This is a genomic window from Patescibacteria group bacterium, from assembly GCA_018897195.1.
Taxonomy (GTDB): domain Bacteria; phylum Patescibacteriota; class Patescibacteriia; order Patescibacteriales; family UBA12075; genus JAHILH01.
Genome location: JAHILH010000004.1, coordinates 112,733 through 135,471, shown reverse-complemented (window position 1 = coordinate 135,471; position 22,739 = coordinate 112,733). Strand labels below are relative to the sequence as shown.

At 36.0% G+C, this 22,739-nt stretch carries 27 protein-coding genes; 20 read left to right on the top strand and 7 right to left on the bottom strand.

Going from position 1 to position 22,739, the window contains the following annotated elements:
• Positions 1-46 precede the first annotated feature (46 nt).
• The 5 genes from KKD45_03995 (at position 47) to KKD45_03975 (ending at position 4,766) form a co-directional block, all read left to right on the top strand.
• Positions 47-241: a 50S ribosomal protein L35 gene (locus KKD45_03995; protein ID MBU4309661.1), complete on the top strand. Its 195-nt coding sequence runs from the start codon at positions 47-49 to the stop codon at positions 239-241.
• 43 nt (positions 242-284) lie between these two features.
• A complete protein-coding gene (rplT, locus tag KKD45_03990; protein MBU4309660.1) occupies positions 285-632 on the top strand; it encodes a 50S ribosomal protein L20 in 348 nt (115 codons plus the stop codon).
• Between the two features lie 8 nt (positions 633-640).
• Complete coding sequence (secG, locus tag KKD45_03985; protein ID MBU4309659.1) at positions 641-850, top strand: preprotein translocase subunit SecG; 210 nt, start codon at positions 641-643, stop codon at positions 848-850.
• 256 nt (positions 851-1,106) lie between these two features.
• Positions 1,107-2,825 carry a peptide ABC transporter substrate-binding protein gene (locus KKD45_03980; GenBank protein MBU4309658.1) on the top strand — a complete coding sequence of 573 codons (1,719 nt, stop codon included), beginning with the start codon at positions 1,107-1,109 and terminating at the stop codon, positions 2,823-2,825.
• A 78-nt stretch (positions 2,826-2,903) separates the two neighbouring features.
• Positions 2,904-4,766: a ribonuclease J gene (locus tag KKD45_03975; GenBank protein MBU4309657.1), complete on the top strand. Its 1,863-nt coding sequence runs from the start codon at positions 2,904-2,906 to the stop codon at positions 4,764-4,766.
• Between the two features lie 108 nt (positions 4,767-4,874).
• On the opposite strand, the gene KKD45_03970 is transcribed toward KKD45_03975, so the two are convergent.
• Entirely contained in the window at positions 4,875-5,123 is a 249-nt protein-coding gene (locus tag KKD45_03970) for a hypothetical protein (GenBank protein ID MBU4309656.1), read from the bottom strand.
• Positions 5,124-5,221: 98 nt separating this feature from the next.
• Here KKD45_03970 and murD point away from each other — a divergent pair, with 98 nt between their 5' ends.
• The 7 genes from murD to KKD45_03935 all read left to right on the top strand — a co-directional run bounded on the left by murD (position 5,222) and on the right by KKD45_03935 (position 11,793).
• Positions 5,222-6,529, top strand: coding sequence for a UDP-N-acetylmuramoyl-L-alanine--D-glutamate ligase (gene murD, locus KKD45_03965; GenBank protein ID MBU4309655.1), 1,308 nt, complete (start codon positions 5,222-5,224; stop codon positions 6,527-6,529).
• Between the two features lie 9 nt (positions 6,530-6,538).
• Positions 6,539-7,342 carry a glutamate racemase gene (gene murI, locus KKD45_03960; protein MBU4309654.1) on the top strand — a complete coding sequence of 268 codons (804 nt, stop codon included), beginning with the start codon at positions 6,539-6,541 and terminating at the stop codon, positions 7,340-7,342.
• Positions 7,343-7,448: 106 nt separating this feature from the next.
• On the top strand, positions 7,449-7,958 hold the full coding sequence (locus KKD45_03955; protein ID MBU4309653.1) for an HD domain-containing protein: 510 nt from the start codon (positions 7,449-7,451) through the stop codon (positions 7,956-7,958).
• Between the two features lie 136 nt (positions 7,959-8,094).
• Positions 8,095-9,150 carry a hypothetical protein gene (locus KKD45_03950; protein MBU4309652.1) on the top strand — a complete coding sequence of 352 codons (1,056 nt, stop codon included), beginning with the start codon at positions 8,095-8,097 and terminating at the stop codon, positions 9,148-9,150.
• A 92-nt stretch (positions 9,151-9,242) separates the two neighbouring features.
• A complete protein-coding gene (gene trxA / locus KKD45_03945; GenBank protein MBU4309651.1) occupies positions 9,243-9,575 on the top strand; it encodes a thioredoxin in 333 nt (110 codons plus the stop codon).
• Between the two features lie 45 nt (positions 9,576-9,620).
• Positions 9,621-10,859: a Glu/Leu/Phe/Val dehydrogenase gene (locus tag KKD45_03940; GenBank protein MBU4309650.1), complete on the top strand. Its 1,239-nt coding sequence runs from the start codon at positions 9,621-9,623 to the stop codon at positions 10,857-10,859.
• Between the two features lie 16 nt (positions 10,860-10,875).
• Positions 10,876-11,793 carry an FAD-dependent oxidoreductase gene (locus KKD45_03935; GenBank protein MBU4309649.1) on the top strand — a complete coding sequence of 306 codons (918 nt, stop codon included), beginning with the start codon at positions 10,876-10,878 and terminating at the stop codon, positions 11,791-11,793.
• A 67-nt stretch (positions 11,794-11,860) separates the two neighbouring features.
• Here the strand turns inward: KKD45_03935 and KKD45_03930 are convergent, their stop codons facing one another.
• The 4 genes from KKD45_03930 to der all read right to left on the bottom strand — a co-directional run bounded on the left by KKD45_03930 (position 11,861) and on the right by der (position 15,988).
• On the bottom strand, positions 11,861-12,325 hold the full coding sequence (locus KKD45_03930; GenBank protein ID MBU4309648.1) for a hypothetical protein: 465 nt from the start codon (positions 12,323-12,325) through the stop codon (positions 11,861-11,863).
• A 97-nt stretch (positions 12,326-12,422) separates the two neighbouring features.
• Entirely contained in the window at positions 12,423-13,526 is a 1,104-nt protein-coding gene (gene dprA, locus KKD45_03925; protein MBU4309647.1) for a DNA-processing protein DprA, read from the bottom strand.
• Between the two features lie 175 nt (positions 13,527-13,701).
• Positions 13,702-14,265, bottom strand: a complete 564-nt coding sequence (pth, locus tag KKD45_03920; protein MBU4309646.1) for an aminoacyl-tRNA hydrolase — start codon at positions 14,263-14,265, stop codon at positions 13,702-13,704.
• 196 nt (positions 14,266-14,461) lie between these two features.
• Positions 14,462-15,988: a ribosome biogenesis GTPase Der gene (der, locus tag KKD45_03915; GenBank protein MBU4309645.1), complete on the bottom strand. Its 1,527-nt coding sequence runs from the start codon at positions 15,986-15,988 to the stop codon at positions 14,462-14,464.
• 290 nt (positions 15,989-16,278) lie between these two features.
• Here der and KKD45_03910 point away from each other — a divergent pair, with 290 nt between their 5' ends.
• The 4 genes from KKD45_03910 to KKD45_03895 all read left to right on the top strand — a co-directional run bounded on the left by KKD45_03910 (position 16,279) and on the right by KKD45_03895 (position 18,278).
• Positions 16,279-16,632 carry a hypothetical protein gene (locus KKD45_03910; protein MBU4309644.1) on the top strand — a complete coding sequence of 118 codons (354 nt, stop codon included), beginning with the start codon at positions 16,279-16,281 and terminating at the stop codon, positions 16,630-16,632.
• 368 nt (positions 16,633-17,000) lie between these two features.
• The gene (locus KKD45_03905) at positions 17,001-17,399 is read left to right on the top strand and encodes a hypothetical protein (GenBank protein MBU4309643.1); all 399 of its coding nucleotides are present in this window, start codon (positions 17,001-17,003) and stop codon (positions 17,397-17,399) included.
• A 153-nt stretch (positions 17,400-17,552) separates the two neighbouring features.
• Complete coding sequence (locus KKD45_03900) at positions 17,553-17,918, top strand: hypothetical protein (protein MBU4309642.1); 366 nt, start codon at positions 17,553-17,555, stop codon at positions 17,916-17,918.
• A 12-nt stretch (positions 17,919-17,930) separates the two neighbouring features.
• The gene (locus KKD45_03895; protein ID MBU4309641.1) at positions 17,931-18,278 is read left to right on the top strand and encodes a hypothetical protein; all 348 of its coding nucleotides are present in this window, start codon (positions 17,931-17,933) and stop codon (positions 18,276-18,278) included.
• 91 nt (positions 18,279-18,369) lie between these two features.
• Here the strand turns inward: KKD45_03895 and KKD45_03890 are convergent, their stop codons facing one another.
• Positions 18,370-18,831: a hypothetical protein gene (locus KKD45_03890; GenBank protein MBU4309640.1), complete on the bottom strand. Its 462-nt coding sequence runs from the start codon at positions 18,829-18,831 to the stop codon at positions 18,370-18,372.
• A 166-nt stretch (positions 18,832-18,997) separates the two neighbouring features.
• Here KKD45_03890 and KKD45_03885 point away from each other — a divergent pair, with 166 nt between their 5' ends.
• The 3 genes from KKD45_03885 to KKD45_03875 are packed head-to-tail and all read left to right on the top strand — an operon-like array spanning position 18,998 to position 21,649.
• Positions 18,998-20,005, top strand: coding sequence for a cation diffusion facilitator family transporter (locus tag KKD45_03885; protein MBU4309639.1), 1,008 nt, complete (start codon positions 18,998-19,000; stop codon positions 20,003-20,005).
• 10 nt (positions 20,006-20,015) lie between these two features.
• Positions 20,016-20,594 carry a pentapeptide repeat-containing protein gene (locus KKD45_03880; GenBank protein ID MBU4309638.1) on the top strand — a complete coding sequence of 193 codons (579 nt, stop codon included), beginning with the start codon at positions 20,016-20,018 and terminating at the stop codon, positions 20,592-20,594.
• Between the two features lie 50 nt (positions 20,595-20,644).
• Positions 20,645-21,649, top strand: a complete 1,005-nt coding sequence (locus KKD45_03875) for an NAD(P)/FAD-dependent oxidoreductase (protein ID MBU4309637.1) — start codon at positions 20,645-20,647, stop codon at positions 21,647-21,649.
• A 60-nt stretch (positions 21,650-21,709) separates the two neighbouring features.
• Here the strand turns inward: KKD45_03875 and KKD45_03870 are convergent, their stop codons facing one another.
• Positions 21,710-22,177 (bottom strand): response regulator, encoded by a 468-nt coding sequence (locus KKD45_03870; GenBank protein ID MBU4309636.1) that lies wholly within the window; start codon positions 22,175-22,177, stop codon positions 21,710-21,712.
• A gap of 312 nt (positions 22,178-22,489) precedes the next feature.
• On the opposite strand from KKD45_03870, the gene KKD45_03865 reads away from it, so the two are divergent.
• On the top strand, positions 22,490-22,735 hold the full coding sequence (locus KKD45_03865) for a hypothetical protein (GenBank protein ID MBU4309635.1): 246 nt from the start codon (positions 22,490-22,492) through the stop codon (positions 22,733-22,735).
• Positions 22,736-22,739: the final 4 nt, after the last annotated feature.

The window sequence follows — 22,739 nt, the reverse complement described above, 5'->3', positions numbered from 1 at the left end:
GTTTAAAATTCAGTTTTTAAAAAAGAAAAGGAAATTAACGAATAATATGCCGAAAATTAAAACTCATAAAGCAACTGTCAAAAGATTTAAAATAACCAAAAATAATAAGGTTACTCAAAGAAAGGCTGGTCAAGATCATTATAATGCTCGTGAATCTGGTAATACTAAGAGAAATAAGCGAAAAGACATTGCGACTAGTAGTACAATTACTAAAACTATCAGAACTCTTATTCAACAATAGGAAGTTAGAACTTATTATAAATTTTTTTTAAACATAGAAAGATATGCCAAGAGTAAAAAGAGGTACAACCCATGTAAAAAGACGAGCAAATATATTAGCGAAAACCAAAGGTTATAAATGGGGACGCAAGAATTTGATCAAAAAAGCTAAAGAAGCGATTATGCACGCAGGTGCTCACGCTTTTATGGATCGCCGCAAGAAAAAGCGAACCAATCGTGCTTTATGGTTGATTAAGATTAGCGCTTTTGTAAGAGAGCAAGGTGTAAGCTATTCTAAATTCATTAATATGTTAAAAGTGGCAAACGTGGAAGTTGACCGAAAGATTTTGGCTGATTTTGCAGTAAATAATAAAGCAGTTCTTACAGAAATTTTAGCGCAAGTTAAAAAATAAGGTCGTATATGAATCTATTAAAAATAGGACAATTAATTATAGCAATCCTTCTTATCGTCGTTATCTTGTTGCAAAGCAAGGGCTCTGGTTTATCTGGTGTTTTTGGTGGCAGTGGTAATGTCTTTATGACCAAAAGAGGTTTTGAAAAAAAACTTTTTGTGGCAACAATCGTCTTAGCAGTATTATTCTTTGCTATCTCTTTGGCTAATTTTATTTAAAATAAGCTTATTTCTGTCACGGTCACTATACTCTATAGCATGACAGAATCTTATATTTGTGGACTCGATAAAAAATCTAATTAAAAAATATAGATTATTATTGTTTGGTGTAATTACCGATTTTAAAAAAAGGAAAAATTTAAAAATAACTTCTAACTCAGATCGAAAATTAGTCTATTCTCTTTCTAAGTCAAGAATTCCAAGCATTAAACAATTAAAATATCTTAATAAATACTTATCATCTAGAGAAATACTCATGATGAAGATAAGTTTTTTTGTCGTTTTTATTGGTTTAGTTTTTTTGGGGACACGTTTTTATTTAACACGTTTACAGGAAGTGCCTTTACGAGGTGGTGTTTACAGTGAAGGTTTGGTTGGTGTGCCGATTAATATTAATCCTTTATATGTTGATGCTAATGACGTTGATAAGGATATTTCTAGTTTAGTTTATTCAAAATTATTCCGACGGAGTAAAGATGGACAATTGGAAAAAGATTTAGTGGCCAATTATGAAATTAGTGCCGATGGCAAGGTTTATACTTTTGAAATTAAAGACAATGTACATTGGCATGATGGTGCGCCATTAACGGTTGATGATATTGTTTTTACTTTTAATGCTATTAAGGAGCCAAGATATAAATCACCTTTGCGAACTAGCTTTATTGGTGTTGAAGTAGAAAAGATTGATGAGAAGAAATTTAAATTTACTTTAGGTAATCCATATGTGGCTTTTTTGGATTTATTAAATTTTGGTATTTTGCCGGCTGAGAAGTGGTATCAAATTTCTCCAGAATCAGCCTTGACGGTGGAATTGAATAAGAAGCCAATCGGGAGCGGTATGTATAAGTTTGATAAATTGACCAAGGAAAAATCGGGAACTATCAAGGAATATGACTTGGTAATTAATGAAGATTATTATGGCGTTAAGCCCTTAGTTGAAGTGAAATTTAAATTTTATTCAGTAGTTGACGAGGCAATCAAAGCCTTAAATGATGGTTTGATTGATGGTATAAGTTATTTACCATTTGATCGTAGGGAGGAAATCCTAACACCAAAGAATTTTAATTTCAATAAGTTGTATTTACCACAGTTGTCAGTATTATTCTTTAATCAAAAGAAAAATGCGTCTTTGGCTGATAAGGCAATTAGACAAGCCTTGGCTTATGGCATTGATAAAAATGAAATCGTAAATACAGATTTGAATGGCGGTGCTTATTCAATTGATGGACCAATTTTGCCGAATAATTTTGCCTACAACGACAAGATTAAAAAATATAATTTTGATATAAAAAAAGCAAATGAATTACTTGATAGTGTTGACTGGAAAATGATTGAAGTTACCGCAACGATGGTTGAAGAAGCAAAAAATAATTTAGAGAGTAATGATGAGGGCGTGGTAGCCGACGCTAATGTAATAGCTGCCCTAGGTCAAGGTAAGTGGCGCAAAAAAGATGGCAAATATTTTGCCGTTAGATTGGTAACCGTCGATAGACCGGAGTATGTCAAGGTGGCTGACCGCGTAAAGAAGTATTGGGAAAGCCTTGGTGTAAAAACTGAAGTAGAAATTGTGCCAGTAGCAATTGCACAATCAGAAGTGATTAAGACGAGAAATTTTGATGTCTTGCTATATGGTCAAGTCTTAGGAGCTGATCCGGATCCATATTTATTTTGGCATTCGACTCAAACCAATGAAGGAGGCTATAATGTAGCTAACTTCCAAAATAAAGAAGTTGATCAATTATTAGAAGACGCACGTCAATCTTTAAAACAAGAAGATAGACAGATTAAATATAAGAAATTTCAAGAAATTATTACAGAGGAGGTGCCGGCGATATTTTTATATTCACCGATTTATACCTACCCACAAGTAAAGAAAATTAAAAATTTTAATATAAAAGATATTTTAGTGCCAAGTGATCGTTTTGATAATATCAATGAATGGTATTTGAAAACCGGTAAAAAAATTATTTGGTAACTGGTCTCATAAAAGAAATAAAATAAAAAAACAAAACTAAGTGTAGTTTTTGTGTTTTTTATTTTCGATAAAGAAAATATGATAAGAAAGTTTAAGCCACAGGTAAAAAGTTTGCCTCAAGGCGAAAATATTGCGCACACAAAAGCGGTGGGTGATAAAAAAGAAGAAGTTAAGGCTGCTGTTCCGTATAGACGGGGTGGTAATTATAGTAAGATGGGTGGTCGCAAAGAAGAAGCGGTGAAAGACACTAGTCATATTTTTGCCAAAGGAAAATTAAGAGTAATGGTTTTAGGCGGGCTTGAAGAAGTTGGTCGCAACATGACTTTAATTGAATATGAGCAAGAAATAATTATTATTGATATGGGACTACAGTTTCCTGAAGAGGATATGCCTGGTATTGACTATATTATTCCTAACACTGAATATTTAAAAGGCAAGGAAGATTGGATTAAGGGTGTAATTATTACTCATGGACACATGGATCACATTGGTGCTATCCCTCATTTAATGGGTATGATTGGTAATCCGCCGATGTTTATGGGTAGACTAACAGCTGGATTGGTTCGTAAGCGTGTTGAGGAATATAATAAATGTCCGAAGTTGGCGATTACGGAAATTGATGAAACTAAGGCTATTCAATTGGGCAGAAATTTCCGAATTGAATTCTTACGTGTTAATCACTCAATTCCTGATTGTTTTGCAATTATTGCTCACACCCCCGTTGGTAATGTAATTCATACAGGCGATTTTAAGATTGATTATTCGCCAGTAAATGATAAACCGGCTGATTTGAATCGTATTGCACAAATTGGTGGACAAGGTGTAACTTTGTTAATGGCCGATTCGACTGACGCCACTCATCCTGGTTATCAAGTTTCAGAGTCAGCGATTGGTGATGAGATGGATAGAATTTTTGACAAGATTACTGGTCGTATTATGATTGGTACTTTTGCTTCACAATTAAGTCGTTTGCAAAAGATTTTTGATTTGGCGGCTAAGCATGGACGTAAGATTTATCTGCAAGGACGAAGTATGAATGATAATGTGGAAATTGCCCATGGTATTGGTTATTTGAAATTTAATTCTAAATTACTGATTCGCGATGCAGATTTGAAAAATATCCCCGATGATAAGATTTTGATTTTGGGTACGGGTGCACAAGGCGAGAGTAATGCCTTCTTAATGAAGGTGGTTAATGGTGATCATCGCACGATTCATATTCAAAGAGGAGATACAATTATTTTTTCATCATCAGTTATTCCTGGTAATGAGCGCTCAATTCAGTCTTTAAAAGATCAAATCGTGAGACAGGGTGGTCGCATTATTCACTATGAAATGATGGATGTGCATGCTGGTGGTCATGCCAAACAAGAGGATTTGAAATTGATGATGCGTCTTTTGCAACCGGAATTTTTTATGCCGATTGAGGGCAATCACTACATGTTGCAAATCCATGCTGACTTAGCTGAGCAGATTGGTATCCCGCGTGAAAATATTTTTGTGCCGGATAATGGACAAGTTACCGAGTTTACTAAAGAAAATGATAAGGTGACTGGTAAATTAACCAAAGAAAAGGTGCCAGCTGATTATGTTATGGTTGACGGCCTTGGTGTTGGCGATGTGTCTAATATTGTGCTTCGTGATCGTCGTGTGATGGCTGAAGATGGTATGATTGTGGTAATTGCTACAATTGATACCAAAACATCGGATATTATTGGTAACCCCGATTTAATTTCTAGAGGCTTCGTTTACATGAAAGACAATCGTGAGTTGATAGAAAAAACTCGCATGAAGGTTAAAGCCTTGGTAAAGGAACATTGCAAAGGTGCTCCAGCTGATGATGATTATATTAAGAATCGAATTCGTAATGAAGTTGGACAATTCTTGTTTAGTCAAACTAAACGTAGACCGATGGTTCTACCAGTTATCATTAAAGTGTAGTTAGAAAATTTAGAATAAAAAAAGAAAGCCGTAAATCGGCTTTCTTTTTTTTATGAGAGTGTTTAGTGCGCGCCATAACAGGAAGCTATGGCTTTGGATTGGGTAGGGTTAAAAATTATAAAAAGTTTCTTCATTAATACCGCCATCGTCACTAATTGTTTCTTTAACCACGTCATACATTTCCATGACTTGATCTTCAATGAATTCTAAATTATCATCATCGGATAATTCGCCTTTTTGTAGATAATAATCAATCGCTTCCTCAACAAACTGTTCAAAGGCCTCGCGCGAATATGCGCCCGACTCGTTCATTTTCTTTTTAGTTAAAGAAAGTATTTTTTCAATTTCTATTTCCATAAAATTTAGATTAAAAGTTATATCCTTATTATAAAATATTTTATTTTTCTGTCAAATAGTATATTTGGCTTTTCTCGGAAGTATAGTATAATAAAAACATGAAATTAAATGAATTAAAAAAGAAAAAAATTGCTATTCTGGGATTAGGTGTGGAGAACTATTTTTTGATTAAATATTTATTAAAAGAGAAGGTTGAATGTGAGATAACAATCTGTGATTTACGGAGTGAGAAACAATTGGGTGAGAAATATTTAGAATTTTCAAAATTGGGCGTGCAGTGGAAGCTAGAAGCGGAATTCAATCGTAATCTTGGTGTTTTTAATATCTTATTTCGTTCTCCAGGTTGGCCAATTGCCTGCCCAGGTGTTCAGGCTGGATTAAAGGAAGGAAGTTTGTTATTTAGTGCAATGAATTTATTTTTTGAACTATGTCCAACGACGAATTTGATTGGTGTGACTGGAACAAAGGGTAAGGGGACAACATCATCTTTAATTGTGGCGATTTTGAAAACAGCGAAAAAGCGTGTCTGGTTGGGTGGAAATATTGGTGTGGCGCCTTTCTCATTTATTAATAAGATTAAAAAAAATGACTGGGTAGTTTTGGAATTATCATCATTTCAATTAGAAGATTTGCATAAATCACCACACATTGCCGTGTTGACTAATTTTTCGCCGGAACATTTGGCACCGGCCGATCCGTTTAATCCTAATTTTCATCAAAATCTAAAGAGTTATTGGGATGCCAAGGCTAATCTTTTTATTCATCAGAAAAAAAATGATTACTTGGTTGCGAACTATAAGGTTCAGGATGCTAAATGTAAGACTTCTGGAAGAATTATTAAATTTACTAAATCTGAATTAGTCTCTGGGTTGGTAGGCGAGCACAATAAAGAGAATGTGGCTGCCGCTTTAGAAGTGGCGAAAATATTAAAGATTGATGAAGGGATTGCAGGGAGAACGGTGAAAAGCTTTAAGGGCTTAGAGCATCGAATTGAAAAAGTGGCCGAGGTTAAAGGAATTATTTATTATGATGACAGCTTTGCCACAATTCCGGATTCCGCGATTATTGCCTTGAAATCGTTTACGCAAGCGATAATTTTGTTAGCGGGTGGTGCGGACAAGGGGGCTGATTTTAAAAATTTTGCCAAAGAAATAAAAAAGCGGGTGAAGTTCCTGGTTTTATTCAAGGGTGTTGGTAGTGAACGGATTATTATTGAATTAGAAAGGATAAAGTATTCAGCGGATAAATATATCGTGGTTGATGATATGAATAAGGCGATTATAGTGGCTAGGAAAAAGGCTGTGGCTGGTGATATTGTTTTGTTATCACCTGCATGTGCGAGCTTTGGTGTCTTTAAAAATTATAAGGAGCGAGGGAATTTGTTTAAAGAGGGGATTATGAAATAAAATTGTTTTATGATTGGATTTTTTGATTCTGGTTTTGGGGGCTTAACTGTTTTGAAAGCAGTTTTGCAAGAAATGCCAGAATACGATTATATTTATTTGGGTGATAACGCACGGGCGCCATATGGTGGTCGTTCACAGGAGGTGATTTATCAGTATACCCGCGAGGCAGTCGATTTTTTATTTTCTCATGGAGCGTCCTTAATTGTGATTGCTTGTAATACGGCCTCCTCAATGGCTTTGCGTCGGATTCAGCAAGAATATTTGCCGGCCAAATATCCTGGTAAAAATGTATTAGGCGTTATTCGACCACTGGCGGAGAACATTGTTCGTGATAAAAAGTTAAAACGAGTAGGTGTGATTGGCACAAGGGCAACAATAGAATCTGATGTCTATCCGATTGAAATTCATAAACTAAATCAAGAGATGGAGGTCTTGCAAAATGCAGCACCTATATTGGTTCCACTGATTGAAGAAGGTTGGAGTAAGAAAGCGGAAACGAGAATGATTTTAAGAAAATATTTACGCCCATTGAAGGAACAAAAAGTGCAGTCCTTGATTCTTGGCTGCACACACTATCCACTCTTGCTTAAAGAAATGCAAAATATTATGGGGGCACGATGCAGGGTTTGTAATCCTGGTGACGTGGTCGCCAAAAGCTTGCGTGAATATTTAACCAGGCATCCGGAATATAATTTACAAAAAAACAGTAAGATAAGAAAGTTTTATATCACGGATTCAGTGGAGAGATTTAAATTATTAGGAGAGAAATTTTTAGGTGAGAAGATGGTGTTAGTGGAGAAAATTAGTTTATAATTCATTTAAATAATATATGAAAAAATCTATAAATCAAATTGTGAATTTTATTTTTGAACTCGGTCAATTAAAACGTTAGAGCCACTCTGGATGGTTAAAGGCTGGTATTAAATATCCAGTAACAGTCGCCGAGCATTCATTTCGCGCAGCACAGATTGGTTATATTTTAGCAGTGATGGAAGGCGATGTTGATCCAGATAAAATTGTTACCATGTTAATCATACATGACAATATGGAAACTAGAGTTGGTGATCAAGACAAGATAGGCGCACGATATTATTCTAAAAAAGAAGGAGAGGACAAAGCTTTTAGAGAGCAGACTGAACTTCTGCCAGAAATGATTCAAGAAAAATGGCAACGATGTTTTAATGAATTTGAAGGGCGAAGTACAAAAGAGGGAATTATAGCCAAGGATGCTGATTGGCTTGAAGTTGCTTTTCAGGCTAAGGAATATGTTGATACGGGGTATAAGGCGGCGCAGAACTGGATTGATAATGTGGCTATAGCTGTTGAAACAAAATCAGCGAAGAAGATTATTGCCGAGATGAAAAATGTGGAGTTTACGGATTGGTTTAATGGTTTGAAAAAAATGACATATACTAAGTTGAAAAAGTAGGAAATATTATTTATTATCTCAATGCCTGTGATTCAAAAATCACGGGCATTTTTTGGCTAATTTTAAATTATTTGACGATATGTAGAATTTGGTGTAATATACCCCCATAGGGTGTATTAATTCTTAAATTTTATATATGCAAAAATTTTTAATTCAAATTGAAAAAAATATGATGTGGTGGTTGTTGAGCGTGTCATTAGCGGGTATTTTGTTTTCGAAGTTTGGGGGTGGAATTGCGTTTAGCTCTTTGATTTGCTTGTTAGCAGCCTTGGTAATGATTTATCCATCATTACTGCCATTGGATTTTTCAGAATTAAAAACAGTGCACAAGAATTATAAAATAATTAGTCTGACAGTATTGATAAACTTTGTGATTTCACCGGCTTTGGCGTATTTATTCGCGAGTTTATTTTTAAATAACTATCCAGCCTTGAAGTTGGGCTTAATTTTATTGTCAATTTTACCCGGTGGGGGCATGGCAACTTCTTGGGCTTTGAAAACAAGGGCGCATATGGGGGCGGTGATCGGCATTATTTTAGTAAATTTATTGGTAGCGGCCCTAATAGCGCCGTTTGTAATTTCAGCCTCAATGAATAGCGTGCAAAATCAGTTGGTAGTACAGCAAACGGGTGAGCAGTGTGTGGTCGATACAGTAACCAAGGGCGCGACTAATTGTTTATTTGGTGGCACTAATGGTATTAGTCCTTTAAAGATTGCTTTGCCAATTGTGGTGATTGTAATTTTTCCGTTGCTTTTGGCTTATTATACTCGCGAGGCGATTGCCAAAAAGAAGGGGCGAGAATATTTACAATCAAAACGTGGCTTGTTTAAGAATTTAAGCAATGTGGGAATGTTAATAGTAATTTTTGTGTTAATGAGCTTGAAGGCTAATGCCGTAGTTTTTGATAATTGGTCATTATTATTGCGAGCGATTGTCCCTCTGTTGTTGTACTATACTTCAATGCTGGCTATGGCCTATTGGTCGTTTGATAAATTTTCAGATAAGGAAATCGGAAAGGCTTTTTCCTGGGGAATTTATTTGCGTTATATTACGTTGGCCTTGGGATTGGCAACTACATTGATTTTCCAAGATAATTCTTTGTCAGTGATGGTGATTGTGATAATGTTGTCTTATTTTGTACAAATTCCCTTTTCGTTTTTATTAGCGAAGAAAATGAATAAAGGAAATTAATTTAGTGTTAATGTTTTAATGTAATAATATAATTAATGAAATAATTTTGCGATTGTATTTTTTTTAAAATTAATTGTAAAATAAAAAAATTTATGAGTAAAGCTTTAGATTTAACAAACGAAAATTTTGAAACAGAGGTATTAAAGTCTGACATTCCCGTGTTGGTCGATTTTTGGGCACCTTGGTGTGGTCCATGTCGAATGATGGCGCCGGTTCTTGATGAATTATCAGGGGAAATGAGCGGTAAGGTGAAAATTGCAAAATTGGATGTGGAAAATCCTAATCATCAACAATTGGCAATGCAATATCAGATTCAAAGTATTCCTAATATGAAATTATTTAAAGGTGGCCAAGTTATTGGTGATTTTGTAGGCGCGCGACCAAAGGACGCATTAAAGGCAGACATTGAAAGTAGAATAAAATAAAACCAGATCATAAACATTAAAATTAATTAAAAATAAAAAACACATATGCCAAATAACCCATTCTCTAATGCCCTGAAGCAGTTAGAGCAGATTGATAAATTGATTAAAATCGATAAAAATATTTTAGAACAACTAAAGTATCCACAAAAGGTTTTAGAAGTGTCAATTCCGGTAAAAATGGATGATGGAAGTGTGAAAGTTTTTATTGGTTTTCGATCACAGCATAACAATGCGCGCGGTCCGTATAAGGGCGGGATTAGATTTCATCCTGCTGTTAATGTATCTGAGGTAAAAGCTTTGTCTACTTGGATGACATGGAAAACAGCCGTTGTAAATATTCCTCTCGGAGGTGGTAAGGGTGGTGTGATAGTTGATCCTCGTCAACTATCAATTGATGAACTTGAAAAATTGGCGCGTGGTTATATTCGAGCGATCTATAAATTAATTGGCCCTGAGGTGGATGTGTCAGCGCCAGATATTTATACTGATTCACGCATAATGGCGTGGATGATGGATGAATATGAATTGCTTATTGGGCGGCATCAGCCCGGTGTCATTACCGGGAAGCCATTATCAATTGGTGGTTCAGAGGCACGGGCTTATTCAACAGCACAAGGGGCGGTTTATGTCTTGGAGGAAGCGGTTAAAAAAATCGGCTTGGACTCAGGGGCAACCGTAGGTATTCAAGGTTTTGGCAACGCAGGTAGTTATATGGCAAAACTCCTACAGGAGCGTGGTTATAAAATTGTGGTTTTAAGTGATTCACGCGGAACGGTAGCGAATTACATGGGCCTAGATGTCGATCAGATTGATGAACATAAGAAGGCCTCTGGATCAGTAGCTGGTTTTCATGGTGGTATGAATGATGGCAAAAAACATTGCCTTGACTACGAAGTGGATATTTTAATTCCGGCTGCTTTGGAAAATTCTATCAACAAGGATAACGTTGAAAATATTAACGCGAAATTGATTATCGAATTAGCGAATGGACCAATTACTCCTGAGGCTGATGAAATTTTACACAAGAAGAATATTTTAGTTGTTCCTGATATTTTAGCCAATGCTGGGGGCGTAGGCGTAAGTTATTTTGAGCAAATACAAAATGCTTATGGTAATTATTGGACAGAAGACAAAGTTCTTGATAAACTAGAAAAAATGATGGTTAATTCCTTTAATGAGGTTTGGGCTGAAAAAGAAAAATATAATACAACTATGCGCATGGGTGCTTATGCGTTAGCGGTTAAAAGGGTTGCTCAAGCTATGAAGGAGCGCGGACGATTATAATTAATTAGTAAAAATTATGTACGATTTAGCAATTATTGGCGCGGGGCCGGCAGGAATGTCGGCATCAATCTATTCTTCACGGTACGGTGTAAAAAATATTGTTATTGGCCAACCAGGTGGTTTGGCGGCAAATACACACGAGATCGGTAATTATCTTGGATTCGAAACGATTACTGGTTTTGAGTTTGCGCAAAAAGGTGAAGCGCATGTTAAAAAATATGGAGCGGAAATGGAATATGCCTTAGTTAAACAATTAAGTAAGGAAGATAATGTTTTTAAAATTACTTTAGATAATAGTAAAGAGCTTGAGGCAAAAAATATTTTAATTGCCGTCGGCACTGCTCACCGTTCATTGGGTATTGCTGGTGAAAAAGAGTTTTTAGGAAAAGGGTTATCTTATTGTACAACTTGCGATGGTTATTTTTATCGGGGCAAGACAGTGGCAATTAATGGTGGTGGCGATAGTGCCCTGAGTGCTGCTGTTTTTATGGCTGATATCGCTGAGAAGGTTTACTTAATTCATCGTCGTGACGAGTTCCGTGCGGAAGATTTTTGGATTGAATCGGTGAAAAAAAATCCAAAGATTGAAGTGGTTTATAATACCAACATCAAAGAAATTAAAGGTGATACAAAATTGAATGAAATTATTTTAGATGTACCATATAAAGATTTAAACTCCATTGCCATTGACGGTTTGTTTATTGAAATCGGTTTTGTGCCAAACGTAGAGCTAGTTCGTGGCTTGGGGGTAGAAATTGACGATGGCGGTTTTATTAAGGTTGACGCTGAACAAAAAACTAATATTGCGGGCGTGTGGGCAGCGGGAGATATTTCCACAAACTCTAATAAGTTTAAGCAAATTGTAACAGCCGCCGCTGAAGGCGCAGTGGCAGCAGTGAGCATTCAGAAACACAGCAAGAAGGTAGCTGTCTAGTTGAAATTCTTTGTATGAATAAAAAAAGAGCTTGATTAATTTTCAAGCTCTTTTTTTATTGCAATTCTTAATTGATTGAGATAATTGTTGTTTCCGAGTCTTGTGAGGTGAATTTAGATGCTTCGATATATAGTTGTAAGTCTGACTTATTGTATTTTAAAAATGAACCAGCCAGTAAAGCAATCGGACAGATTTCTTTTTCAGGATTTAGTCGAGGGTGAATACAGTTTTGTGCTAATTCACAACCCTTTACTGTTATTAGATATTTATTATCTGAGAGCTGATCAAAATAGATTTTTTTAAACAAGGTACTTTTGGAAATTAGTTTGTTAAAATTTTCTAAATTGTTAGAAATATTGAGAAAATTTTCAGTACTGTTTTTAAGTTTTTTCTCAATTTCATTGATAATATTACAAGAATTTTGACAAACATTGGTATTTTGATTTTTGGGAAAATTCCGATTTAGAAAAGAAATATTAGCCCTAAGGGCTAAGAGGAATTCGTCTTTGATAGAAGTTTGTGAATCTGGCATATTATTAAAATTTCATTAAGATTTGATTATAATAAAAGTATAGCATTTTTCAAAGAATAGTAAATATGATTAATAAAAGCTATTATGATTTTAAAAACTAATTCCCCAAAACATATTTCATACCGCCAACGTTTCTGGCTAGACCTTTTATTTCCATCATAATTAATGTGCTACTAGCGACAGAGGTTGAGAGGTTTGTGGTTCTGATAATGTCGTTGATGTGAATTGGTTCGTGATTGAGGTGTTTGAGAATTAATTTTTCCTCCAAAGTGTCGGTGATTATTTTTTGACTGACAATTTTGGCTGGGACATTTTCAATATTGAGAGTCTCGATAATATCATCAGCACTAGTAACAGCTTTAGCACCCTGTTTAATAAGATTATTCGGTCCTATTGAGACTGGTGAATAAATATTGCCAGGGATAGCGAAGACTTCGCGATTTTGATCAAGTGCATATTTAGAAGTAATAAGAGCGCCAGATTTTTCGGCGGCTTCGACTACTAGTGTGCCTAGCGATAGGCCAGCGACAATGCGGTTTCTTTGTGGAAAGTGATGTCGCAGTGGCGGAGTGTTAAGGGGAAATTCGGAAAAAATAAGACCGCCGCTAGCGATAATTTTATCAGCTAAATATTTATTCGCGGCTGGGTAAATGGCGCGATTGTTGATGCCAGTCCCAAGGACAGCGATAGTGCAGCCGTTTGCTTTAATTGTGGCATTGTGCGCGACTGTGTCGATGCCAAGAGCAAGGCCACTGACGATGGTGAGACCATGACGAACCAAATCCTTAACGATGGTCTCTGTTGCTTGCGCACCATAGTCAGTGTATTTACGTGAACCAACAATAGCGATGTTGAAGTTGGTAATGTTATTAAGGTTGCCACGATAATATAGAATCTCTGGTGGATCATAAATCTCGGCGAGGAGCTTGGGATATTTTTCGTGACCGATGTTTATGACGCCGATATCTTCGCGATCGAGTTGGTCGAGAATTTTATCAATGGGGACGAGTTGTCGCTTGGAAATAAATTCAAGCGCGAGCTTTTCTTCGATGCCGGCCTGCATTAATTCATTGACAGAAGCACAAAAAACTGTTTTGAAGTCTGGAAAATATTTTCTAAGTCTTTTAATTTTGACAGGGCCGAGTTTTAGGAAGTGAGAGAGGGCAATTAGGTACTTTGTATTTTCAGAAAAATCATTCATTTATATTATGGCTAATTTTAAATAAAAAATGAGTGTTGACAGCTGTAAATCCTTGTGCTAAGATTCAGGAATCATTAGAGATATCTAAGAAGCTAGCAACCAATTTGCTGTTTGTTACTAGAATTGTGGACAATGAATATCTATCCTCCTTGGGTATTTATTGCTCTACTTTTTTTTAGCGAGCAGCAAATTGTTTGTTAATGATAATATCATTAATCGTTTGATTGATGATGGTTAACTCTTCTTCTGGAAGTCTTTGTAAAACAAATTTAACGCCTGGAATTTTTTCCAGGTTTTTTGTTTTAATGCCGATGCGGAGACGCGTAAAGTTTTTAGTTTTTAAATGATTGATAATAGATTGCACACCATTGTGGCCAGCCGCACGAGAGTCAACTGATTTCTTAAACTTACCGAGTTCTATATCAAGATCATCATGAATAACGATTAGCTCATCGGAAAGATCAGCATTACTTTCTTTAAAAATAAGAAATTTTTGGGGCAGTAATTTATAATAAGAAAGAATGGCGCGCACTACCTGTCCGGAGTTATTCATAAAGGTTTGCGGCTTGATAAAAATATACTGTTCGTTCTTGCAAATTTCAGCTTGGAATTTCTTGTTTGTTTCCCACGACAAACCAAGGCTGGTTACGATTTTATCAATCGCTAAAAAGCCGGCATTGTGTCTGGTTAATTTGTATTGGTCACCGGGGTTGCCGAGACCGACTAATACTGTTGGCATAGTTTATTACTTACGTCATTCCCGCGAAGGCGGGAATCCAGGCGCCACAAAAAGTGGGTCAATAATTATAGAGACTAATCGTGATATAAATATTATTAACAAAAAAACTTTATTTATTTTAATTTTCCTTATATGTGAAATAAAATACGAGGCACCTGGATTCCCGCCTTCGCGGGAATGACGATAAAAGAGGGGATTATCGCCTTCGAACAATAGATGGTGAATGGAAAATTCTTGGCTTCTTTCTTTTTTCCGGATTAGCAAGCTTAACAAGATCATGTTGACCATGAACGCCTTTTTTACGAATTACACTTACAAAAACTGGAGTACCTTCGATTTTGAAATTTTCGCGGAGACGATTCTCGATATACCGAACATAGGTCTGGTCGATATTATCATCGGAGCCAATTACGATTTCGAACTTTGGCGGATTTGATCGCTTCTGTCTTAACTTGTAGATGTAGGGATTCTTTACACCACCACCACGAACGGGAGCGTGTTTTTTTACAATCCTTAATAAGAACTTGGTTAAATAATTTTCGTTAATTTCAGTTTTACGGGCATTGGCTAGTCTAACAATCATTTCTAAGGTTTTTTCAACCTTTTCGCCAGTAAGCGCAGAGATGAATTGAATTGGTGCCCAGGTGGCGTAAGGGAATTCGTTGTAAATTGTTTGCTTGTATTTTTTTGTGTCGCGATCTTCGACTAAATCCCATTTGTTAGCGACAATAATTAAACTAACCTGTCTTTCGATAATATCGTCGATGATTTTGGATTCTTGTTGGGTGATGCCTTCGTGAATGTCGATCATTAACATAGCGATGTCTGCCTTGCCTAGAGTGGCGATTGATTTTTCAATACTGAATTTTTCCAGGGCGTCATGAGAGCGACCCTTTTTTAGGTTCTTGCGCGCGCTTTTGCTGATGCCGGCAGTATCGATTAAATTGATAATATAGTTTTGATAATTAAATTGGACATCTTTTGGTTCTCTTGTGGTGTGTGCCGTCGCAGAGGTAATCATTCTTTGCGCGTCTTCATCGGTGGAGAAGCGATCGATTAATTTATTGATAAAGCTCGATTTACCAACATTTGGCTTGCCGATAATGGTAACGTTGATTGTTTTATCCGCATCCTTCTCAAGATCAATATCTTTTGTCTTGCGAACTTTTAAATTTTTTACCACAATATCAAGCAAATCACCAGTACCGGAGCTGGTTACAGCAGAAACAGAGATTGGATCACCTAGAGCAAGCTTATTAAATTCATTTACATCACGACGCAATTTTGGACTGTCGGATTTGTTTACTACCAACAAGACATTTTTTGCTTCAGGAATAATTTTCTTCAAGGCCAGAGCCATGATCTTATCATCACCGATAATACCAACCTGCGCATCAACCATAAACAAGATCAAATCAGCCTTTTTCAAATAATCACGGGCTTGTTGTTGTACCTTGGCATCGATATTGTCAGTCTGACCAATTTCTTTGATTTCTTTTTTGGTTTTGTTTAAATGACGAACGTCTAAGATGCCACCAGTATCAACTAGTTTGAATTTTTTACCTTGCCAATCAACCATGCCGGTGTTGGCGTCGCGAGTAGAACCTTCAATGTCGGAAACTAGGGCAATTTTCTTGCCTGTTAAAACGTTGAAAAGGGTTGATTTGCCTACATTGGTGCGTCCAAAGAGAACCACGAGAGGCGCTTTTTTATTTTCTGCCATATTATTTATGTATTAAGTCAAAGAAGTTTGTTATAATTTTTAAAACCAGAAATTCATTACTTTGATAGAAGTTTACGGTCTTCTAACATTAGCACGTTTTTGTGATTTTGTCCAGAGCAATATATATTGATAATATCAAAATTTTAGGATTAATGCAAAAGCCCATATATTGTGATATTATGGCTAATATTAAGGACAATATATAATAACAAGGAATTTGGAAAATATTATTGACAAATAGCGGTACTTGTGCTATATTTATTGGTTGTGATCTTTGAAAATAATCAAATATGCCAATAATGGTAAAGGGGGAAATGATGAAGACTTTAATAGTAGAAATATTGTCATTTGTTTCAAAAACGAAGCAGGACCCACTATTGTTGATGGCTTTTGGAACCACCTTGCTTGAGTTTAATCCGCTATTTCAGGCGGCTAAAATTATCAAGCTTAAAGAGGCGAAGGATGTTTCTCTGTGGACGTTTGTAATGATCTTGTCGATAGGATTAATCTGGCTTTGTTATGGCTGGAGTATCCGAAACTGGCCATTGATAATTGGGAATGGTATCAAGTTGTTTTCAAGCTCGTTTGTGATGATCGCTTATTTTGTTTATAAAAATAATAACAAGAAAGAGGCTGAGAAATGACTGACGACGATAGAAAATATGTACCGATGCACATCAAACAGTATCTAGACTTCATTAAGATGTCTGGAGTTTACCTCGGTGATGTGAATCGAGGCGAGATTGAAATCGTTACCAATCCGGCTACCATTATCGAAATTGAGGAGCTTCATAAGCATAATCATTTCAATTTTAACGGTCTGGTTGGACAGACGACTTCATGGAAAAGCGGAATCATCGTTATGGACAAGTATTTTGCTTTTTTGCGCGACCCGGTGCTGTTTCCTGGCAAAACTGTAACGACTGGCTTGTACGACCGGTTGGTGTATATCAACGGTCTGCATGGATCTGTCGGCGTGGCGGTATTGCCGGTATGCGACGGCAAGGCAATAATGTCGCTGGTATTTCGACATGCTACCAGAAAATGGTGTGTGGAAATTCCTGGAACCATTTCAGTGGATGGAGAATCTGTTGAAGACTCGGTTAAGCGTTGTGTCTTGAATGAGCTTGGAGTTGGAACGGAAATTGGCTCCATTACCAAGGTCGGTGACATCATCTCGGAGCGTGGTATTCTCGGGAACGAGGTGCCAATATTCGCCGTTGAGGTCAAGGTCATCAGTGGCCAGGTGCGGGACACGGTTACGACAGGCACGACGGAACTTTCTTATTCCAGATATTTAGAATTTCGACGAGCCGGGTCTCTGGTACACGGCGGCCGAAGTTATGTGTGCAAGGATGCATACACCGACACAGCTATGATGTTGGCTCATGCAGCTGGTATTATAGAGTAAAATTGCATGAAGTAAAATTGGGGCTTGCTAAGAAATTAGTAAGCCCTTTTTAAATTTTGGCGAATTACTTCGTCTTGACTTTGGTCAACTAATGTGCTAATTTAATTTATTATCAACCGCACATTAAAACTAAAAAATAGAAGGAGAAAAACAATGGCCATTGTCGCTGAACTTCAAAATCTAACTGGGTTGTCGCTATTGGGAGTTTTGGTACGGACAAGAGTAATATTGGCTGACGACAAAATGATGATAATCGCGCTTTTGGAGCAATTGCCAGCCACCTTTGTGAAAATTAAAAGAGAACAGTTTGATTCAATGTTAAAAGAGATTACGTTGTATTGCACCGACCGCGAGTGTGAATGTTTAGCCGAAGCGGCGCGTAGGCAACAAAAACAAAGCGGAATGCATGGGAACAAACTGACCATTATATGGCGGGAAATTAACAAGTACGCCGATTATCGCAGTCAACCAATTATTGCGTTCATCTTGGCAACAATCATCGACCATGTCGAATTTTAAGAGGAGGAGATAATGGCTAAACCGATTAACGAAAACGTTGTGTGGAAAGCTTTCTTTGATGACCTGGTACATGGCAGGCAAATTATCTCGTCCAGAGAAAGAGATTTTTTGTATAATGCTTTCACAAGAGATGGTCTAGTGTTTGAAGATATCGGTTTAGAAGACCGAAATGTTTTTCTTTTGAATATTAGGTTTCATGACGGTATGCAATTAAGCTGTTTAAAACAACAAACAGCGCGCTTCCTTGATGATGTTCCAAGAAAAGAAGCATGGCCAGAGGTAAAAGCTTTTGCCGAAATGGAGTCACATTATATTGTGGCTTATTTATATGCCATGGTGGCACATAGCGCAGAAACTTAAAAGAGTATTTCGAAATGGAATACTCTTTTTTATTTTTCCGAAAAAGAAAAAAGCCCGCGGTGCTCGATGAGTCCACTGGCGGCTTTAATTATTAATCAATGATTCGGTAAGGAACAGTTTTTAGTACCTCTGCCTTAGAACCAGGTTCCTTTTTTTGAAAACGTGGTCTTAATTTTGTCATTTGGTCAGGATCAGGAGAAATCATAACACCAGAGACACCGTCTTGAGTTGTGAAGTAAACATTCCAACAATAGGGACAAGAGTCGGCATCGGTAACATTTCCAAAGCGTAAGCCAGTAACCTCGTTTCCTTTTAAAATGGCAAATAAACCTCCATTATCTTTGTAGAAATAGCGCTCCTTACTGGGTTTGTCTGCGCCTTGTTTTCGATTTTCAGAAAATTCCAGGTTTATGAGCAGTAAAAATAGCTCACCGTTATTTGGATTTATTGCCAAATATTGAGGTTCTAGTTTTGATGAAATTTTTCCTTTGATAATATAGCCCTTTTCAGTTTTTTTAACAGGATAAGTCCTGTTTATTAAACCTGGATGCATATTATTATTCTCCTCCTTTGATTTTTATTTTTATCAGCCATTGCTGATTTTAGATATTAGCATAGTGCGTGCTTTTTTGCAAGACTTTTTTGTGTCAAAGATATATCTATTTTTATCTAAATTTATGTGTTACAATTGTGGTATTATAATAATTTTTAAACATTTTATGTCAAATCAAAGAACCACTGGTCTTACTTCTGTTGCGCTTGCCTTCTTGGGAAATCTTTTTATTGCTTTTATGAAGTTGATTGCTTTTTTTGTTTCTGGATCAAGCGTTATGTTTTCGGAAGCAATCCATAGTTTTGCCGATACCGCCAATCAGGGTTTATTAATGGTCGGTATTAAACGATCAATGAAAAAAGCGGATGCTTATTTTGATTATGGTTATGGTCAGGAAAGATTTTTGTGGGCATTAATTTCAGCATGCGGTATTTTTTTTCTTGGCGCTGGTGTGACAATTTATAATGGTATCGAATCGTTGCGTGGAGAAAACTCGATTTTTTTAAATAAATATGTTTTTATTATTTTGGGCTTATCTTTGATTATTGAGACGTTTACTTTATTGGTAGCCGTTAGAGAAATAAAGAAAAACAGCAACGGCCGAAAATTCTTTAAAGCTTTGGAGGTTGCTGATCCGACCACATTGGCAGTTTTATATGAAGATAGTGTCGCCGTTCTTGGTATTTTGGTTGCTTCTTTGAGTATGGTTTTAACGATGATAACCGGTCAGCATTATTGGGATGCAGCTGGTTCGATAGTAGTTGGTTTGTTGTTGGGTTTTATTGCAGTGGTTTTGATTAAGAAAAACATGGAGCTTTTGAAGAGTAGGTCTATTCCCGAAGAGGCCAAAGAGCGCTTGATTGAAATCTTGGAATCCGAGCCGGCGATTGAAAGAGTGATTGATTTAAAATCATCAATTCTTAATGTCGGTGTTTATCGTGTTATATGTGAAGTTGAATTTAATGGTCCGTCGCTCTTGCGTGAACTTTATAAAAATAATGAGATGCGCGAAGAGTATGACGATATCAAAGAGGACTATCAAGAGTTTATTCGTTTTTGTGCCGACTATGCCGATCGTATTCCGCGTTTAATCGGCTCTAAAATTAATAAGATTGAGGAGGAAATTCAAAGAGAGATTCCGGAGATTCGTCATATTGACATTGAGCTGAATTAAAAATAATCTTATGGAATTTGAAGAGCAAAGTTTTGAAAAAGAAACGTTTAATAAGATTCAGTGTACCGGACAAGACTTACAGGATAAAGAATTTGTTCGCTGTTTATTTGTAAAATGTGACTTTAGTTATAGTAAATTCTCCGGCGCGTCGTTTGTCGATTGTGCTTTTACAGACTCAAATCTTGCCAACATTAAGATTGATAATTGTAGTTTTCAAAATGTTGTTTTTAAAAATTGTAAAATAGTCGGTGTCGCTTTTTCGAGTGTAAAGACTTTATTAATAGAATGGTCGTTTCATAATTGTGTTATCGATCTTTGTGATTTTCAAAGCTTAGAAATTCGATTGACGAAATTTATTGACTGTACTATAAAAGAAACGGATTTCTCTAAAACTAATTTAACGGGAGTTGATTTTTCCGGCTCTGATTTGCAAGGCAGTAAATTTCAAAATACAATTTTGGAAAAAGCAGATTTATCCGGGGCGAAAAATTACTATATTGACCTGATGCAGAATAAAATTAAGGGCGCAAAATTTTCTTATCCCGAAGCTTCGACCTTACTAGATTCGTTTAATATTATTTTAAAATAATATTAAACGCTGGAGGAGGCGCTTTGGGGATTTGTTAATAATAATTTTTTATGGAAAAAATATACGACGTTATTATTATTGGTGCTGGACCAGGCGGATTAGAATGCGCGAAACAACTAAAAAATACTGGCTTATCAGTTCTTCTAATAGAAAAAAACAAAATAATAGGTCCCAAGGTATGTGCTGGCGGGTTAACCACCTTGGTTTCTGATTTTGATATCCCAAAGGATAAAATAAGGAGTTTTCAAGAGTATGATTTTTTTCTTGAAAATACACCACGTCTCATAAAACTTGTAAATCCTTTAAAAACTATTTCTAGATTAGATTTAGGACAGTATCAATTGAGTAAAATAAACAATTGTGGAAATATAAAAATTGTGACCGATGTTTCGGTTGAAGAAATAAAAAAAGACATAATAAAAACATCTATTGGAGACTTTTATTACAAATATTTAGTTGGCGCAGATGGTTCAAGTTCAATTGTTAGAAGGCATCTTGGTCTTGAAACAAAAATCAACATAGGCATGTATTATAATATTAATAAAGGGGTAAGCAGATTTTCTTGGCATTTAAATCATCGACAATTAAAAGCTGGTTACGTCTGGGTTTTTCCTCATATTAATTATACGAATGTCGGGGTTTATTTTGACCCCAATAATGTTTCTTCGGTAAAAGCAAGAGCGTTTTTGGAAGAGTTTTTAAATTTGAATAAATATGATTATTCTGATAGTAAGTTTGAGGCTGCTCCCATTAGTTATTTGTATAAAGGCTGTGTTTTTGAAAATATTTTTCTTGTTGGCGATGCTGCTGGTTTGGCATCTAAGTCAACTGGAGAAGGTATTTCTTTCGCATTAATAAGCGGAGAAGAAGTTGCTAAAAAAATACTAAATCAAAAATATCAGATGATTAAGTTAAATAAAGTTTTAGTGCTTAAGAGTCGGCAAGAGCGATTATTGAAATTATTTATATTGTTGCCATTTATGCAATTAATGTTGTTTAGAGCTTTTGCTTATTTGGTGGGAAAAAAATGGTTTCAAATTTATTATGGAAATTAAAAAATAAATCCAAATTTATTAACAAATAAAAAAGGGATCAAAATATGATCCCTTTTGTTGTTATGGCCGTTTGAAAATTTTTTCATTAACGCTTTCTAGTTTTTTTTGACGTTTGATGAATTTTTCATAAGCCTTCTTTAAGCTTGCCTGGAGGAGGTTTTCCGTTAGTGGCTTGATGAGATAATCGTCTACGCCAACGGCGGCTGCGGCGACAACATGTCTTTGGGCGGTATGTCCCGTTATCATAATGAAGGGAATGTTTTTAAAACGTATGTCTAGTCGGACTTTATTTAAGAGGTCGAGGCCAGACATATTTGGCATGTCTAAATCGCACAAAATTAATTCGTACATTGGACGAACACTTTTAAGATGTTCGTTCGTTAAGATTTTATTCCAAGCGATTTCGCCATCTTCTGCCTCGTCAACCTGTAAATAGCCCATACGATTTAACATACCCCTGGCCATGGTGCGTGCCGTGTTTTCATTTTCAATAATCAATATTTTTGTTTTATGGTTAAATGACGGCATAGCAGTGTCTCCATTTTTATTATTAAAGAACGATTTTACAAATTTATACTTAATTAAGTATATTAGTATGTGTAATGGTGTTTGTCAAATAAGTATTTTTACTCTTGCTATTTTCCCATTTCAAGGCTATTCTTAGTTTATCTAATTAATAAATACTTTAAAAATATGAAAACTTTTAAAAAAGATAATAATGTGCGCGATAGCAAGAGACCAAGTGGTCGAAGTTTTGATGGTAGTCGAAGGGGAGACAAGCCCAGCGGAAGAAGTTTTGGTGGCAAAAGAGAGGAAATACCGGTTAGCAGAAGTTTTGGCATGAAGAAAGATGAGAAGTCGACAAAATATAAAGCCACTTGTAGTGAATGTGGCAATGACTGTGAAGTGCCGTTTAAACCGAATGGTAAAAAACCGATACTTTGTAGTTTTTGTTTTGCTAAGAGTAGTGATGGCGATGATAATAAGATTGAACGTTTTAGTAGCAAGACAAGTGTTAATCAGTTTGAAATTGCAAATGAAAAATTAGATAAGATTTTAAAAATATTAACTCGTTTATCAAAATAAAACA

What these genes read in the sequence shown, in the direction of transcription:
- KKD45_03995 (MBU4309661.1), top strand. Translation starts at nt 47, where the DNA reads ATGCCGAAAATTAAAACTCATAAAGCAACTGTCAAAAGATTTAAAATA.
- rplT (MBU4309660.1), top strand. Translation starts at nt 285, where the DNA reads ATGCCAAGAGTAAAAAGAGGTACAACCCATGTAAAAAGACGAGCAAAT.
- secG (MBU4309659.1), top strand. Translation starts at nt 641, where the DNA reads ATGAATCTATTAAAAATAGGACAATTAATTATAGCAATCCTTCTTATC.
- KKD45_03980 (MBU4309658.1), top strand. Translation starts at nt 1,107, where the DNA reads ATGATGAAGATAAGTTTTTTTGTCGTTTTTATTGGTTTAGTTTTTTTG.
- KKD45_03975 (MBU4309657.1), top strand. Translation starts at nt 2,904, where the DNA reads ATGATAAGAAAGTTTAAGCCACAGGTAAAAAGTTTGCCTCAAGGCGAA.
- KKD45_03970 (MBU4309656.1), bottom strand. Translation starts at nt 5,123, where the DNA reads ATGGAAATAGAAATTGAAAAAATACTTTCTTTAACTAAAAAGAAAATG.
- murD (MBU4309655.1), top strand. Translation starts at nt 5,222, where the DNA reads ATGAAATTAAATGAATTAAAAAAGAAAAAAATTGCTATTCTGGGATTA.
- murI (MBU4309654.1), top strand. Translation starts at nt 6,539, where the DNA reads ATGATTGGATTTTTTGATTCTGGTTTTGGGGGCTTAACTGTTTTGAAA.
- KKD45_03950 (MBU4309652.1), top strand. Translation starts at nt 8,095, where the DNA reads ATGCAAAAATTTTTAATTCAAATTGAAAAAAATATGATGTGGTGGTTG.
- trxA (MBU4309651.1), top strand. Translation starts at nt 9,243, where the DNA reads ATGAGTAAAGCTTTAGATTTAACAAACGAAAATTTTGAAACAGAGGTA.
- KKD45_03940 (MBU4309650.1), top strand. Translation starts at nt 9,621, where the DNA reads ATGCCAAATAACCCATTCTCTAATGCCCTGAAGCAGTTAGAGCAGATT.
- KKD45_03935 (MBU4309649.1), top strand. Translation starts at nt 10,876, where the DNA reads ATGTACGATTTAGCAATTATTGGCGCGGGGCCGGCAGGAATGTCGGCA.
- KKD45_03930 (MBU4309648.1), bottom strand. Translation starts at nt 12,325, where the DNA reads ATGCCAGATTCACAAACTTCTATCAAAGACGAATTCCTCTTAGCCCTT.
- dprA (MBU4309647.1), bottom strand. Translation starts at nt 13,526, where the DNA reads ATGAATGATTTTTCTGAAAATACAAAGTACCTAATTGCCCTCTCTCAC.
- pth (MBU4309646.1), bottom strand. Translation starts at nt 14,265, where the DNA reads ATGCCAACAGTATTAGTCGGTCTCGGCAACCCCGGTGACCAATACAAA.
- der (MBU4309645.1), bottom strand. Translation starts at nt 15,988, where the DNA reads ATGGCAGAAAATAAAAAAGCGCCTCTCGTGGTTCTCTTTGGACGCACC.
- KKD45_03910 (MBU4309644.1), top strand. Translation starts at nt 16,279, where the DNA reads ATGCCAATAATGGTAAAGGGGGAAATGATGAAGACTTTAATAGTAGAA.
- KKD45_03905 (MBU4309643.1), top strand. Translation starts at nt 17,001, where the DNA reads ATGTCGCTGGTATTTCGACATGCTACCAGAAAATGGTGTGTGGAAATT.
- KKD45_03900 (MBU4309642.1), top strand. Translation starts at nt 17,553, where the DNA reads ATGGCCATTGTCGCTGAACTTCAAAATCTAACTGGGTTGTCGCTATTG.
- KKD45_03895 (MBU4309641.1), top strand. Translation starts at nt 17,931, where the DNA reads ATGGCTAAACCGATTAACGAAAACGTTGTGTGGAAAGCTTTCTTTGAT.
- KKD45_03890 (MBU4309640.1), bottom strand. Translation starts at nt 18,831, where the DNA reads ATGCATCCAGGTTTAATAAACAGGACTTATCCTGTTAAAAAAACTGAA.
- KKD45_03885 (MBU4309639.1), top strand. Translation starts at nt 18,998, where the DNA reads ATGTCAAATCAAAGAACCACTGGTCTTACTTCTGTTGCGCTTGCCTTC.
- KKD45_03880 (MBU4309638.1), top strand. Translation starts at nt 20,016, where the DNA reads ATGGAATTTGAAGAGCAAAGTTTTGAAAAAGAAACGTTTAATAAGATT.
- KKD45_03875 (MBU4309637.1), top strand. Translation starts at nt 20,645, where the DNA reads ATGGAAAAAATATACGACGTTATTATTATTGGTGCTGGACCAGGCGGA.
- KKD45_03870 (MBU4309636.1), bottom strand. Translation starts at nt 22,177, where the DNA reads ATGCCGTCATTTAACCATAAAACAAAAATATTGATTATTGAAAATGAA.
- KKD45_03865 (MBU4309635.1), top strand. Translation starts at nt 22,490, where the DNA reads ATGAAGAAAGATGAGAAGTCGACAAAATATAAAGCCACTTGTAGTGAA.